13 protein-coding genes and 1 pseudogene are annotated in these 14002 nt (G+C 55.9%); 6 read left to right on the top strand and 8 right to left on the bottom strand.

The window, feature by feature from the left end; all coding sequences use genetic code 11:
- Positions 1-25: 25 nt before the first annotated feature.
- The gene (locus tag Har1129_RS05125) at positions 26-784 is read right to left on the bottom strand and encodes a glutathione S-transferase family protein (RefSeq protein WP_370455385.1); all 759 of its coding nucleotides are present in this window, start codon (positions 782-784) and stop codon (positions 26-28) included.
- Between the two features lie 77 nt (positions 785-861).
- Positions 862-1707 (bottom strand): annotated as a pseudogene (locus tag Har1129_RS21320) (DUF6610 family protein); the annotation flags it as partial.
- 107 nt (positions 1708-1814) lie between these two features.
- Between Har1129_RS21320 and Har1129_RS05115 the strand changes: the two are divergent.
- Both Har1129_RS05115 and Har1129_RS21315 read left to right on the top strand, forming a co-directional pair.
- Positions 1815-3074: a PQQ-binding-like beta-propeller repeat protein gene (locus tag Har1129_RS05115; RefSeq protein ID WP_225307748.1), complete on the top strand. Its 1260-nt coding sequence runs from the start codon at positions 1815-1817 to the stop codon at positions 3072-3074.
- Between the two features lie 245 nt (positions 3075-3319).
- Positions 3320-3601 carry a zinc ribbon domain-containing protein gene (locus Har1129_RS21315; protein ID WP_370455384.1) on the top strand — a complete coding sequence of 94 codons (282 nt, stop codon included), beginning with the start codon at positions 3320-3322 and terminating at the stop codon, positions 3599-3601.
- Here Har1129_RS21315 and Har1129_RS05105 read toward each other — a convergent pair.
- The 3 genes from Har1129_RS05105 to Har1129_RS05095 all read right to left on the bottom strand — a co-directional run bounded on the left by Har1129_RS05105 (position 3554) and on the right by Har1129_RS05095 (position 5416).
- A complete protein-coding gene (locus Har1129_RS05105; RefSeq protein WP_151099699.1) occupies positions 3554-4513 on the bottom strand; it encodes an ImmA/IrrE family metallo-endopeptidase in 960 nt (319 codons plus the stop codon). The two genes, Har1129_RS21315 and Har1129_RS05105, sit on opposite strands and share 48 nt — an antisense overlap.
- A 150-nt stretch (positions 4514-4663) precedes the next feature.
- A complete protein-coding gene (locus Har1129_RS05100) occupies positions 4664-4927 on the bottom strand; it encodes a hypothetical protein (RefSeq protein WP_151099698.1) in 264 nt (87 codons plus the stop codon).
- A 144-nt stretch (positions 4928-5071) separates the two neighbouring features.
- Positions 5072-5416 carry a hypothetical protein gene (locus Har1129_RS05095; RefSeq protein WP_151099697.1) on the bottom strand — a complete coding sequence of 115 codons (345 nt, stop codon included), beginning with the start codon at positions 5414-5416 and terminating at the stop codon, positions 5072-5074.
- Between the two features lie 155 nt (positions 5417-5571).
- On the opposite strand from Har1129_RS05095, the gene Har1129_RS05090 reads away from it, so the two are divergent.
- From Har1129_RS05090 to Har1129_RS05075, 4 genes are all read left to right on the top strand, one after another.
- Entirely contained in the window at positions 5572-5850 is a 279-nt protein-coding gene (locus tag Har1129_RS05090) for a hypothetical protein (RefSeq protein WP_151099696.1), read from the top strand.
- Between the two features lie 612 nt (positions 5851-6462).
- Positions 6463-7689, top strand: a complete 1227-nt coding sequence (locus tag Har1129_RS05085) for an orc1/cdc6 family replication initiation protein (RefSeq protein WP_151099695.1) — start codon at positions 6463-6465, stop codon at positions 7687-7689.
- A gap of 890 nt (positions 7690-8579) precedes the next feature.
- On the top strand, positions 8580-9254 hold the full coding sequence (locus Har1129_RS05080; protein ID WP_151099694.1) for a helix-turn-helix domain-containing protein: 675 nt from the start codon (positions 8580-8582) through the stop codon (positions 9252-9254).
- Positions 9251-9946 (top strand): nucleotidyltransferase domain-containing protein, encoded by a 696-nt coding sequence (locus tag Har1129_RS05075; RefSeq protein WP_151099693.1) that lies wholly within the window; start codon positions 9251-9253, stop codon positions 9944-9946. Before Har1129_RS05080 ends, Har1129_RS05075 begins: the two co-directional genes overlap by 4 nt.
- 86 nt (positions 9947-10032) lie before the next feature.
- Here Har1129_RS05075 and Har1129_RS20875 read toward each other — a convergent pair whose 3' ends face one another.
- The 3 genes from Har1129_RS20875 to Har1129_RS05060 all read right to left on the bottom strand — a co-directional run bounded on the left by Har1129_RS20875 (position 10033) and on the right by Har1129_RS05060 (position 13996).
- Positions 10033-10203, bottom strand: coding sequence for a hypothetical protein (locus Har1129_RS20875; RefSeq protein WP_225307747.1), 171 nt, complete (start codon positions 10201-10203; stop codon positions 10033-10035).
- A 245-nt stretch (positions 10204-10448) separates the two neighbouring features.
- On the bottom strand, positions 10449-10883 hold the full coding sequence (locus Har1129_RS05065; protein ID WP_151099692.1) for a TRAM domain-containing protein: 435 nt from the start codon (positions 10881-10883) through the stop codon (positions 10449-10451).
- 761 nt (positions 10884-11644) lie between these two features.
- Entirely contained in the window at positions 11645-13996 is a 2352-nt protein-coding gene (locus Har1129_RS05060; RefSeq protein WP_151099691.1) for a hypothetical protein, read from the bottom strand.
- Positions 13997-14002: the final 6 nt, after the last annotated feature.

Here is a 14002-nt window from a genome sequence, read left to right as displayed (position 1 = left end):
CGGAGCCACAACCCAGCGTACACACTCATTCCCGGTCGTAGCTCGCGGTAAAGTCGATGTCGGGCCCGACTGGGACGAATCCGGTCGGGTTGATGTCCGTGTGGCTCCGGTAATAGTGCTGCTTGATGTGGTCGAGATTCACGGTCTCCGAGATGCCGTCGTGTTGGTAGATGTCCCGCGTGTACGCCCAGAGGTTCGGATAATCGACGAGGCGCCGGACGTTACACTTGAAGTGCGTGTAGTAGACGGGATCGAGACGGACGAGTGCAGGAAATAGTCGGAGGTCGGCGAGCGTCAGCGAATCCCCGGCGTGGAACCGCTGGTCCTCGAGTACGGCCTCCCAGTAGTCGAGGGCGTCGAACATGGAATCGACCGCCCGCTTGTATATCTCCTGAGAGTCGGCAAACCCAGCAGTGTACGCCCCCTTGAGAATTGGTTCGTGCAACTCCTCGATGACCGCATCGATGCGGTCACGCGTCGTCGCAGGATACAGGTCGTACTCATCGCTGTGGTCGGCGAACGCCGTCGCGAGCATCTCCATGATCTCGATGGACTCGTTGTTGACGATAGTCTCCTCGTCCCGGTCCCAGAGAACCGGCGTGGTAACGCCACCAGTGTACTCCGAATCAGCTGCGGTGTAGACTTCGTGGATGAACTCAGAGTCATGGAGTGAGTCCGGTGTACAGCCTGGTTTGTTGGGGCTGAACTGCCAGCCACCAGCGCCACGATACGGTTCGACGATGTCCATCGCGATGGCGTCCTCGAGGCCGAGGAGCTTCCGCACTAGGGCAGCACCGTGAGCCCATGACAGGCGCGGGCGATGTACAGGTGATACCGGCACGCCTCTGGGGTGTACTGGGATTCGGTCTCGAAACGAGTCTCCGCGCTTGTTCCGGTCGCTCTCGTGCCATCAGCGGCCCAGACGGGGTCCATCGGTTCCGCTGTTAGCGGATTCCGATCGGTCTCTGTAGTGGGCCATACACCCCGCGATTTCCAGTATGATCTGATGTGTCGCAAGCTGTCTTGAACCGTCTCCCGGATTGAGAGGTGGCCCGCACTCCCGTACCCGTGTGGTGAGAAGTATTTGCCATGCAGCGCCGCCAGATGGACTCCGTTCCAGTCCACGCCGACGATATCGGCTGGCTCTTCTCCAGTGACACGCGGCTGTGTTAGCTCCTCTATCACGGGGAATTACGGGGAACTGCTTGCCCCCAGCAGATGCACGCGCCGACCTCGCCAATCCACGATATCCGTGTACTCGTCAGCAGTCTGGTCAGAGTACCCCATCGGATAGCCTAACACGATATCATCGTCGATCTCCTCAATTGCCTCGTGGCACTTCGGGACGATGATGACCTCCGCTCCCGGAAACTTCCGTTTCAGTTCCCGTGCAGCTTGGTTGTACCGTCGTGCTTCCTGCCGGTCGTATGCATCGCTGAGCATCCCGACCGATGGCTCGTACTGCTCGAAGCGTTCGATATATCGGTCCAAGTCTGGATTCCGGAAGTCGTTATCCAGCATCTCTATCGGGACGTCGACGTTCCGCAGTTTGGATTGATACGAGTAGTCCTCGCGAACGCCGACGGTGAATCCAAGCGAGTAAGCATCAATTACGAACGGCTCGCGATGGAGGAACCCGATATACTCAGCCTGCTGTGCATCGCCTACAGCCGCCGCTGACTAGGAGTGTCGCGCTTCTGAAGACATGGAGAATACCGAGCGCACCGACCGGCGCGCCCAGCTGGCAGGCGCGGCAAAAACTACTTTCCTGTGTAGATTACCCCATCTAAGTCAGGGAACAGGCCACCGATGGTATGGCGTGGAGAGAACCCAGAAAGACCTTCACATATAGGATCACATTCCAAATGATGCCCTCCAGGCGCGAACTTCTCGGCAGCCTTAGTGGCGTGGCTCTCATCGGAACCGCCGGCTGTCTCGAATCCAGCGAATCGCAGTTCTCACCCGGGAGCGATACGACGACTGACTGGCCAATGCCCCGCCACAATCCCCACAACACGGCGTTTACACCCGATGCCGTAGCACCCCGAAGGGACGTCCGAGAGCGGTGGGCCGCCGATATTGGTTCGGATATCAGAACGCCGGCCATTGTGGACGGGATAGTCTTCGCACCGGATGCAGAGGGGCTGCTCGCGCTCGATGGAGAATCGGGTGAGGAGTTATGGCAATTTGCACCGACCCAGCATCCTTGGCCCTCACCCCCGGCGGTCCACGACGGTATCGTCTACGTTACGACGAGCGATGATGACACGGTTTTCGCTGTCGATGCTGACACTGGCGATAAGCTATGGTCTCTGACTGGTGCCGGCCACATCCACAGTCCGCCCCATCCGATCACCGGTCGACTCGTCAGCGAACCGTTCGTACTCGTCGCAAACGACGATGGGACCGTTCACGCGCTTGACCCAGCGAACGGTGACGAGCACTGGCAGATCGATGTATTCGGTGCGGTTAGGACAATAGCGTTCCGCAGCCCTCGATTATATATTGGTACTGTCGGCGGCGAGGTGTATGCATATTCCCTCAATGGCACCGAAGAAGAGCCGGGAGAACGCTGGCGTCGTAAAGTAGGGAGCCAGATTGAAGCAATAGTACCGACGGACAACGGCATCGTTGTCAGCACGTTCAGTGGCCCACTTCGGAACCTACAAGATGGAGCCAACGCCGGCATCAACGACTGGATAGCCACCGAGAGCCACACCGGATCACCGCCCGTCTACGCTGGGTCGTGGGTATACAGTACGGGCTGGGAATCACTTTCGTCGCTCCGAGTCTACGACAGGAACCGTCACTGGCAGGTGAGCGCAGACTTCGATAACGCGGCCCCTGTCGCGGCCGGCGACACCATTTATGCTCCGGTGAAAGGTGATGTTCACGCATTCGATCTATCAGGTGGTGTCGGGGTCGGAGGAATAAGGGTTGGTGCAACACGATGGACTCATACCATCGAGAGTGGTGGTATTCAGGGACTCGCCGTCGGTGATGGGGCGCTGTTCGTCGCCTGTGAATCACACAATGAGGACGATTCGTCGCTGGTCTGTCTCGAACCACCCTGATTCTCGGCAGTTCTTCACAGAGTTGTATGGGGAAGATACATTGATTGATACCCGGTATCGGAGATTGTTCCCCCTCATAGGTGAGATATGATTGGCACTCAGTTGTCCTTTGAGCCTTGCGGGAAATCATGTCATGCTGAGATTTTTCAGTCATAGATGTGGCCACTTTGGATCGGAGTCCCCGTCCGTTTTCGTTATTCTTGGACGGACCTGATTGATATCCGTGAGAACCTACCAGAGGCGTAGTGGTATCCCCTGTGGCGTTCCGTCGCTTCAACGAGTACGTCGCGTGCAAGGCCAGAGAACAGGACGTAACAGCTGTCCGAGTTGACCCCCAGAACACTTCGAAGAGGTGTTCGATGTGTGGGTTTACTTCTCTCGGCTGTGGTATCGGTGTTGAACGGATACTTGACTCTCTCCACCCAGCAAGGAAGACAAAATACGGCTCTCAAGCACGTCTGGAAAGACACCGCACCTTCTCAGCTCTCACCTTCGACGGCGTCGATCAGCTCCGCCGCAGTCACTGAGATACGGTTCAGCCGGTCCTGCAACGTCTCGGGAGCATCGCCGTCCCACGCCGCCAAGTAGAACGCCGAGTTGTCGGGGTCCAACTCGAAATGGCGACTCACGACGTAGGCGACCGCCTCGGCTTCGACCTCTCGCTTCGAGCGCTCCGTCTCATCGTCGACGTCAAAGTGAAGAGCAGCGTGGGCGAACTCGTGGATGAGTGTACTCGCAAGAGCGGCCCGATTATCCCGGTCGACCGCTTCGACCATTGGATTCGTAGTCACGACGCTCCGACGCTGGCAGCCGCCCCGAGCAGACCCATGCTCCCACTCCGCTGGAGCAACGATTCGTGCGTCGACGCCGATCTCGTCGGTTGCATCCAACAGGTCCTCAACGAGTCCATCCGGGTCGCCGTGAGCTTCCGTCTCCAGTTCGGGAAGCGGCTCGCCTTCAGTCTGGGAGACATCGAACACCGACGTTGGCCGGAATCCGACTAGCCCTCGACGCCACTGCTCGGGGTCTGTCTCGTCGTACTCACACTCCGTGTTCTCGTGATACGATGGCGAGTTGCCGCATGCAGGACACTTCTTCGTAATGATCGGAGCCCAGATCCAGATTGCATCCTCACCGCTCTGGACGTACCGGTCGAACTCGTCTTTCCAGGTCTGGTAACCGGCGACCCGCGTTGCCTCGGGACACTGGAGCTTGATCAGAAGGGTGTTCCGAGCGCTGTAGTCGTGGAACTTCGACTGCACGTCAAGCCACTGCTGGAACTGCTCGCTGGCCTGTGCCTCATTCGTGAGGTCGACAAGATCCTCGACCCACGAGTCAAGCTGCTCGCGCATCTCGTCGTCTCGGGAGTCCGAATCGTCGAATGTGCAGGTGCTCTGCTGACTGGACTGCTCTGGAGTGTCTGACTGTATCGTTGACATTGGTCTGTTTCCGGGACGCACTCTCGGGTACGCCCCCGCACTGCCACTGGGGTACAGAAAATCGACGCTGTAGCTCAGTGAGAAGGGACCTTGCCACTAACCAACACCGAGTGGGATATGAGGCAGTGTGTTGGTTAGCCTGCGAGTTGGCTACCCCTCGCTTCCGGCCTCCCAACCCTCGTGAAAGTACACCAGCGCCAAGTCCGAGTCGAAGCACTTGCCGGACGGGATGTGCTGCAAGACTTCTTGCTCTGGAATCGGCTCAACCACGCCCGCTTCAAGCAGACTGGTAACGACCTCACGGCTCCGTGGCTCGTCAATCTCGACGGTATCGGGACGCTGTCGGTCGCGGTCCTGTGCAATCTGTTCACGCTCGAAACGCTCGTAGTCTGGAACTGTTTCGGTCGGGTCCATAGTGGAGAATCCCTCACTCGACTGGGGGACACAAAATCGGAGTGGCTCTTACCGAAGAGAGTGAAACAGCGGAATCTATCGGGAGATTGGTTGGTCGGCCAGTGCAAGATACAAGGCGCGTATCTTACGCACTCAGGAGCTACCTCATCTGACTTCTTCGAGGACTGTTTCACCGCTACCTTTCTGTGATTCCCACTCCCACTCATCTTCAACTCGCAGGCGGCCATCTTCAAGAACTTCGATTACACCGACAGAGTGGCCCGTTGCAGTCTCGTGGTTTCGATTAATCTGCGTGTATCGGATGTCCCACCGATTCCCCTCAACAGTTCCAACAAGATGTCCATCCACTACATCACCACCCTCGTAGTGGGCGTAGATTCGGTTACCGTCCTGTTCAAAATGGAACTTCGTGTCCCCACTCACTTCCCCGTCGTCAGTATTCGTGACCCCGACCAACGTCCGTCGATCAAGTGAAATGTTGTTGCTCATATAGCATCTCACTCTATGTCCTGACTTCAAGATTGCGTGCTGAAACTATCCTCTATATTCAGCAGTCAGTATTGGCCCATATCACATACCGAATAGTTGTTTCGCCAGATTAGGTAAGAGCCACACTAATACCTGAAGAACCCACCCCACCGGCGATGCTACCGTCAGGGCTCACCGACGAGTGTCGGTCACTATCAGCAGACCAACTCCGGGTACTCGCCAAGTATGCTGAGTCACTTGCTGAGCATCAAGACAGACACGAAGACGAAAAGGAGGCAACAAAAAACGAACCTGATGATCGACCAGATGATGTCCCAGCTGGGGCATCAGTCACAGTGAAGGAAATCAATGACAATCGCTATCGGTACTGGCAATGGCGGGACGGCGACAGGATCAAATCCAAGTACATCGGCCCGGCGAACCCTGACGACTAACTCATTGCTTGCTATAGTTCTGGAGTGACAGTTTCCCAGCCCAGGGGAACTGAGCTAAACGCGGTAGTAGGCGCAAATTTTCACCGGAAAGCCGGTGTACGAAGTACGAATCCTCGGGCAATGCTACAACGATGTCAGCCGTTTTGAAGTCCCGGAGAATTTCTCGGCTTGAGACTCGTTGACGGCGACTGTCTGCGCTTGTCGGTTGTCTCGATCCTATGCGAGTTGGGGTGCTCGAATTGTTCGTAGTCGGGTATAGTTTCCACTATGGGATGTTCCGCTCCTACACGTAGCAGACAAAATTAATACAACATAAGACAGAGACACACCACTCTTTCATGTGAAGCGGCAAAGAGGCCCAGCAAGGAGCGAAGCCTCCACCCGACCAGTTCTTCGCCAACACCCGATTAAATTCGAGTGTTGAGCTATTTAACTACAATATTCTAAATCGGTCATCCACCTACATATCAACGCTTTAGATGAAATAGTGGACTGTTGTTCTTCTAGATATCCTATTCTAGTGTTTCACTTGAACTAGTGGTGTGTGTGAGTAGGTTCACTTGAAACAGATGCAGAGGTGGTTTTATATGCCCTTCTTGTGAATGGGTGTCCATGCCTCGGTTCGAACGGAAGCAGAATATCTTCCGTAATAAAGACGCCCTGGGTGAGTCCTACAAACCCGAGACCATCAAAGAGAGAGATGAAGAAATTGCAGAATATATGGATGCTCTCCAACCGGTAATCGATGGATGGGAACCAAACAATATCTTTCTCTACGGGAATACTGGAGTTGGCAAAACAGCTGTAACATACTATCTTCTCGATCAACTCCAAGATGACGTGGCTGAGTATGACGATGTCGACCTCTCAATCCTCTCGCTTAATTGCAAAACGCTGAACTCTTCTTATCAAGTTGCAGTGGAACTCGTCAATGAACTCCGCCCGTCTGGTGGTGAAATCAGTTCAACGGGATACCCGCAACAAACGGTCTTCAAGAAGCTCTATCGAGAACTTGAGGCCATAGGTGGCACGGTTCTGATTGTCCTTGATGAAATTGACTCTATCGGTGAGCGAGATGAACTGTTGTATGAATTGCCCAGAGCGAGAGCAAATGGCAATCTTGAAGAAACGAAAGTTGGAGTCATCGGGATCAGCAACGACTTCAAATTTCGCGATCAGTTAGATCCACGGGTTCAGGATACTCTCTGTGAGCGCGAACTGCAATTCCCGCCATATGATGCACCTGAACTAAAAAATATACTCCAATCCCGGGCTGACGTCGCTATTACGGAGGATTCGGTTGATCAGGGTGTCATTCAATTATGTGCTGCGCTCGCTGCAAGGGACAGTGGAAGTGCTCGGCAAGCTCTTGACCTCCTTCGGTTGGCTGGTGAAATTGCAGAGAATCAAGAAGCAGAAGTGATCAACGAAGACCATGTTGATGATGCACGCTCACAATTGGAACAAGAACGGGTAGAGGAAGGGATGCGTGAACTTACCACTCACGGTCGTCTCGCGCTCTTAGCCGTCATTTCGAAAGCAGCTAAAGAAGAAACACCCTGCCGTACACGTGAAATCTATGAGGAGTATACTACTCTGTGTGAATCTTCTGAAACCGAATCACTGGGACAGCGGTCTCTCCACAACCACTTGTCTGACCTTCGGATGTTAGGAATCCTTTCTGCACACGAAAACCGGAGCGGATCCAGAGGAAATTATTATAACTATGAACTAGATGTCCCGTTCAGCAGTGCTATTGAAGCTATGTCCGATGTTCTTCGTCTTACAACCGAGATTGATACAATTCGTGACATTGCCTCAATGAATAACGTTGGGTAGAGACACACCACATTTTCAAGTGAAATCTTGGATTTTGAAGACTGTATTGTTCACTCGAAAGAGTGGTGTGTGAATTAGACCGGGTCTTCACATGAATCAGTGGTGTGTCTCAGTCTTTAGGTCACTTGAACGGATGGTGTGTCTCTACCCCTTCACATGAAAGAGTGGTGTGTGAATCAGTTCGTTCTTCACATGAATTAGTGTGTGTCCGGGTCTCCTGTTCACTTGAATGGATGGTGTGTCTCTACCCCTTCACATGAAAGAGTGGTGTGTGAATCAGTTCGTTCTTCACAGTGGTGAGTCGTTTGCTCCGGAACGGTGGATCTGGGTTACACGAAAATTGGCTACTTCGTTATGCTTGACGGGTTCCAGTTGGAAGCTGAGTTTCTGACCCAGAAACTCGCTGAGAGGTTTTAGTACACATCAGCCAGTAGACATAGGTAGCCGCCGGTCGGAGGCGGTCCCCGAAAAGTATCTGACACACCTGCCTACCATCGCCCACGCCCGTTCCCCGCTTGGGGCTGGAGCCCACCGAGTGCCCTCTGACATGCCCCTCAAACGCTCCATCCCCGTACCCTTCCTCCTCTGTCCCTTCGACATACTCTGCTATGAGCTGTTCCCAACATTACTATACACGCGTAGATAGTGAGGCCTGGCAGACTTCCTGCGGGGTCTGTTCAACGATAAACTGATCACCTTTTCGCGAGTCCGTAGAAAGCACTACCTTTTCACCTTTATCTGGAGAAGTACCCTGCTGGAGATACAAACATAAATTGAGCCGAACTTTGATCTCCCCCAACGACAGCGAAGAGCACCCTCTAAGCTAGATACGCTCTAACCATGAATCAAGTAAGACTTTTAACTATTACCTGATTATTGGTAATCATCAGATGTACGAGACTCTCGATGACACGGCAGCGCAGGTCATCCTGGCTATCGAGAGTGGTGACTCTATCCGCCGTGTCGCACAACACCTCCACACGCCGTACGAGACGGTGAGACAGGCCGTGAACCGTCTCGAAGACGCAGGCTACATCAGTTATGATGATGGCCTCTCCGTCGTCGACGAGCGCGTGAGAGACGCCGCACGCGAACTCGTGGCTGCCAGCGCCGGCGTCAGTCCGCCTTCGATTGAGGAGGCATACGTCATCCCACAGTTCGGTGACCGACCGTACGCGTTTACGCGGATCGACGCCGTCTACGTATGGACCCAGGGCGGCTATCAAGTCGGTCGCAACCCCGATGACTATCCGCTGTTCCTAGCCGTCCACGAGCAAGACGTCGACGCTTGGGAGACGTTTTTCGAATCGTTCGACCTCCCCACCGCATTCGAACGACAGCCCCAAGACGAGATTGACGGACCGCTACAGATTGTCCTTGAGCCACGCCCGTCGCTAGATATCAACCATGTCGAAGGGTACCCAGTGATCCCGAGAGCTGAGACGATCGAGTATATGCGCGAGAACTACGCCCAGTTCCAGTCGGGGCTGGCAATGCTCGACCGGATGTACGAAGACCTCGACCTCGGCGTCGCGTATCGTGAGACCGAACGGGCACAGACATGAGCTTCAACAACCGGAGTGACGCACTCATCGAACTGCTCGAGGAGCTCACGCAAACGGGGCACGAGTACGTCCTTGTCGGCGGCTACGCTGTCTCCGCGTTCAACGCACGCTTCTCCACAGACCTCGATATCGTCGTTGCACCGGACTCCAAGGCTGAATTCGCCGAATTCCTCGAACGACAGGGCTTCGAGGAAACGGACAGTCACGCCAAGGAATGGTTCTACGACACCGAAGTGATCGAGTACGAAAAGCGGCTCACGCCGCAACAGCCGATCGGCTTCGATCTCCTGGTGAATGGCCTCGGATGTAGGCAGACTGAGGCACAGTGGTCCTTCGACTACCTGTACGACCACAGCCACCAGCAGGAGGTGAGCGGGGGGACGGTGACGACGTCGGCTAGAGTAATCGATGGGGCGGTCCTTGTCGCGGCAAAGCTCCATAGCGGTCGTGAAACAGACCTTCGGGACGTCTTGGCAGTGGCAGAAGAAATCGACCTTGACGCTGTCACGCCACACCTGCGTCGAGGGGACGACGATGCGCTCCGGGAGCAACTCGAGCGTGGACTGGAAATCTTGGAGAGCGACGAACTCAAGCACGGATTTCGGAGCGACTTCGGGGCCTCAGCTGTTTCAGAAGAAACGGTCACGGCTCTCCAAGAGTATCTGTCTACGCAGACTGATAACCTGAGCTGAAGCGGTCGAGATGTCGTTGCTTGGAGGCAAATAGACAGCCCTCTTCAGTGGTGCTTGCAGCCGGTCAAAAATTGGAGGTGGCGGTGTTAGTCGACCGTCGCTAACACGCGGACGTCCGTCTCTGAGTGACACTCCCGCTCGGTTCGCGCACCGTGTTCACGAAGGAACTCATCGATACGATCAGCAAGGGAGTCCGCATCTTCCCTGTCAACGTGAACGATCAACGTCGGATGCTCCGCATCACTGTTCTCAATCACGAGCGAGACATCCTTGAACTCGTCTGGCGGTCTGTACGCCTCGAACTCATCGGCGACCTGGTGGCCCGGTCGTCAAGTACCTCAATTGGTTCCTTTGTCATAGGTGGAATTTCGGTCTTGGAAGGTTGTGCCATCACGAACGGTGGAGAAGGCGTACCTTTCAGAACCACCCCAACAGACTAACTCGCACGGAGCCTTCTCACACCGATGATTTACCGAAAAGCAGGTTGGTTCTGCGAAAACAGTTAGATCGTCCGCGGATCGCTATCGACGATGCTCGCAAACGCAACATTCTCTTGAACTTGTTCGATTTCGATGGTTGGTTCGTCGCCGGGTTGAGCTTCGGGAACGATCACGACGTAACCACGTTCGACTTTTGCGATACCATCACCCTGATCGCCGACTGTCTCGATGGTCACATCACGTACTTCGCCTTCCTCAATGGGGGGTCCAGAGGGCGAGTGGCTCGCAGTCTCATGAGTAGGGGTACTCTGTGACTCCCGGTGTACTGACGACTCCGTCGAGACTGGAGATTCAAGAATCGCTACGCGATACGTTTCGTCAGATGATAACGCTTCACCATCTACTTCACTCGAGGGGACTTCCACTATGTATGTCCCATCTTGCTGTTTAAGTGGAGCAGTGAACAGAGAGCGAAGGGAATTGGGAATTTCGGCCATGGAGTGTTTAGTGTTCAGTACCCACGAGACAAGTAATTTAAACACTAGTATTAGCACTATCTCTCGAAGAGCCGCCTTATCGAGAGGGGTAATATTGTGGTCTTAGATATTGTATCCCCGAGAATTCCACTGTTCTCTGAGGAATCAGCATTATCATTTCCGGTCACGGGTTCTCCGTTTTCCGGAGCTGATTCGTCGCCTTGAGATTCCGGTGAGTCCGAATCCGATTCTGGGCCATCTTGACTGGCTGAAACGTTTTGCTTGGTTTCGTTCTGTGTCTCCATCTGAGACCGAATACTTGTTCGGAGTTCGTCTACCTATGGCTGGACCGTTTCTTTAGCGCCTCCAGATGCTGCGGTTTCAACGTCACCAGATCGTTCCATCTTATAAACCACCAGTACCCTACCATCAGGTAAGGACTCATCAATACGATCACTCGAGACAACCTCACCGGTCATCTGGTACTTACCTTGCATTGTAGCACTTGGCTGGTCAAGTTCTTGAGACGAGATTCCGACAACGAACAGCAAATCATCTCTCGATTCAGGAGTTGAATCCTACGCCGCTCCAGCATCAATCACACTGTCTTGAAGCAAGTCAACACAGACTGGCCCCGCTGGAACCGCGATCGCGAGGAGTCCAGTTCGGCTTCGAACACTGTCACACCGGACGGCGGAGACGGGGAATGACCCGTACCGTAGCCGCCAGACACGGCAGCGGCCTTCACCGACCCCCGAGCCGTTATCGACCGACACGGACCGCTATGTTCGCAGGTCCTCGATCCGCTCGAGCAACAGTAACTCGGCCCTCCTGCGCCCATCGTTAGCCATCTCGACGGCGAGGGTCAGCTGTGCGTCCCGGAGTTCATTGATATCACTGGAGACAATTGGCTCCAGTTCATCAATGGTGTAGGAGCCGACGTCGATTGGCGGCTGGATCTCGGTCCCTTCCTCTCGCCGTTGGAGGCCGCCAGCTGCCTCCGATACCCCGTTCTGTTCGGATTTCAGCGTCTGCACGTTCGCCTCGTTCTCGACCGCGTTCCCCAGACGCTTGACCGCAGCCGCATAGGTGCCCAGTGACTCATCGGTGGCCCTCTCCGAGTCCACGAGTTCGGTGACCATCTGGCGTTCCAGTTCGGCCACCTCCGCGATGAAATTACCATACTTCTCCGCACTGGCGAAAATCTCGTTTTCTACGGCCTCTTCGCTCATTGTTTCAATCTCCGATGCGCCCTCCAAATTGATCGTACCCGCCACGCGGTTGAATGCAGCGGCTTTGTTCTCGAGAGAGTCCTCCAGCGATTCGAGATTCGGTTGGGAGTCGTCCGACGCTGTGACACGCAAGGTCGCCAGATCGACTTGCCTCGGGCCGCCGTCCGCGACCACGGAGAGGAACAGGTCGTAGGTCGACACGTCCAGCGTCCCGTCCAGGGTGGCCTCCTCGATTATCTCCAGATCGACGTCCTCCTGGACCGTCAGCGCGTCCTCGTCGGAGTCGCCGGCGACTGCCGTGTCGAATTCGAGTGTCAGCTCACTGTAGGGCTGCCCAGTGAGGTCGATTCTCCCGAGGAGTTCGTAATTGTCTTCGGTCTGTTCGCCGATCTGGATCTCCAGTTCTGGGGCGTCGCCTGTCGAGAGGGTAATCTCGGCTGTCCCACCCTCTTCGATGGAGTAGACCCCGGCGGTGAACTGCGGGTCCTCGGGTGGCTCTTCGGTCTCGGTCGCCACGTCGATCCACTCCGCGGTTTCGGCCACGAGCCCCTGGGCGTGGGCCACGCGATTGGCCAGTTCGCGCTCGGGAAGGTCGTCGGCAGTTTCGAGAACCGCCTCGAGCTCCTCGACGGCCTCGGCGTACTGCGCGAGAGCGGCGTCTGGAACAGCGTCGATTGCCGCAAGTTCATCCAAGACCGCCTGTTCGTCCTCGAGTACCTCCTCGGCGAACTGAAGGTACGCCTCGATATCCTCGTGAACGTCGTCCTCGATGGCCGTCGAGGTATGGTCGAGGACCTTTTCGGCGGACTGAACCCCGAATCGCTCCGACAGTAGCTGAAACGACAGCCGTTTGTGATGGAGCGTCGACTTCAGGAGCTCTCGTTGCATCGCGGACAGCCCCTGTTCGAGCTCCTCGACCCGGTCGCCCAGGTCAGACAGCTGCTCCTGGAGCCGGTCAGCGACTGTGAGGTCGACGCTGTTTGCACTGTCGTCGGCCTCGACGCTGACAGAGCCGTCCGAGGAGTTCAGAGCGACGTCTCCGCCCGGGTTCGAGACGCCCTCGACGCTCTCGAGTGCGCCGGCCTGGCCCGCGGTCACGTCGTGGGGGTCGTCGAACCGCGCGGCGTGTCTGGCGATAGCTGCATACAGCATCTCGTTCGTGTACACGCGCGGTGGGGTTTCGAGGTTCTCGTCGGTGACCCGTGACCAGCTTTCGTCGTCGCCGGAGGCCGTGCCGAACCGACCCAGAAACACCCGATGGTCACCGTCGGCGTCACACCCGCGGAGCCGTCCCCCCGCCGTCTGGCCGAAGGAGGTGGCGATCTGTCTGAGTGCGTCGTCCTCGGCCGCGATGCTGTCTGGATCGCGCGCGTCACCAGTGCTGTCGAAGTCGCCTTTCTCCGGGAACTCGATGGTGTCGACCGCTTTGAGGTCCGACGGCGGTGGCCCGGGCTCGTGGGCCAGTTCGAAGATTTCGAGGACCCTGTTGTACGTGCACTCCTCGCCACAGGCATCCTCCGACCCCGGCACCGGCACTGTCTCCTTGACGCAGTCGCTGTAATCGATGTACAGCGAGGTCGGGTCCGACTCCAGCTCGTCGATATCGATCTCCTCTGTCGTCTGAGATTCCACCACGATCGGGTGGCCACAGGAATCGATCGCCAGTCCGGCGTCGATCGTGACCTCCAGTGAACCGTCGTCCGCCTCGACAGTCGTTTCCAGTCCACAGACGATTCCCGCCCCTGTGACGTGTTCTGCAAGCGTCCGGAGGCGGTTTCTGTGGTATCGCTGCTCGGCCTCCATATCCCGGGCGGTCATCAGCTTCCCGTGGAAGAACCGGTTTCGCTCGAAGCTGTGCAGTCCGCATTCGGTCGTGTCGTCGTATCGCTGTTGGTCTGACATTGTCGG

The organism is Haloarcula sp. CBA1129 (genome assembly GCF_008729015.1).
GTDB lineage: Archaea > Halobacteriota > Halobacteria > Halobacteriales > Haloarculaceae > Haloarcula.
Note: the sequence above shows the minus strand (reverse complement) of the source record. Positions and strands in the feature narration are given on the sequence as shown.

What these genes read in the sequence shown, in the direction of transcription:
- Har1129_RS05075 (WP_151099693.1), top strand. Translation starts at nt 9,251, where the DNA reads ATGAGCTTCAACAACCGGAGTGACGCACTCATCGAACTGCTCGAGGAG.
- Har1129_RS05100 (WP_151099698.1), bottom strand. Translation starts at nt 4,927, where the DNA reads ATGGACCCGACCGAAACAGTTCCAGACTACGAGCGTTTCGAGCGTGAA.
- Har1129_RS05090 (WP_151099696.1), top strand. Translation starts at nt 5,572, where the DNA reads ATGCTACCGTCAGGGCTCACCGACGAGTGTCGGTCACTATCAGCAGAC.
- Har1129_RS05095 (WP_151099697.1), bottom strand. Translation starts at nt 5,416, where the DNA reads ATGAGCAACAACATTTCACTTGATCGACGGACGTTGGTCGGGGTCACG.
- Har1129_RS05085 (WP_151099695.1), top strand. Translation starts at nt 6,463, where the DNA reads ATGCCTCGGTTCGAACGGAAGCAGAATATCTTCCGTAATAAAGACGCC.
- Har1129_RS05080 (WP_151099694.1), top strand. Translation starts at nt 8,580, where the DNA reads ATGTACGAGACTCTCGATGACACGGCAGCGCAGGTCATCCTGGCTATC.
- Har1129_RS05105 (WP_151099699.1), bottom strand. Translation starts at nt 4,513, where the DNA reads ATGTCAACGATACAGTCAGACACTCCAGAGCAGTCCAGTCAGCAGAGC.
- Har1129_RS05115 (WP_225307748.1), top strand. Translation starts at nt 1,815, where the DNA reads ATGGCGTGGAGAGAACCCAGAAAGACCTTCACATATAGGATCACATTC.
- Har1129_RS05060 (WP_151099691.1), bottom strand. Translation starts at nt 13,996, where the DNA reads ATGTCAGACCAACAGCGATACGACGACACGACCGAATGCGGACTGCAC.
- Har1129_RS05065 (WP_151099692.1), bottom strand. Translation starts at nt 10,883, where the DNA reads ATGGCCGAAATTCCCAATTCCCTTCGCTCTCTGTTCACTGCTCCACTT.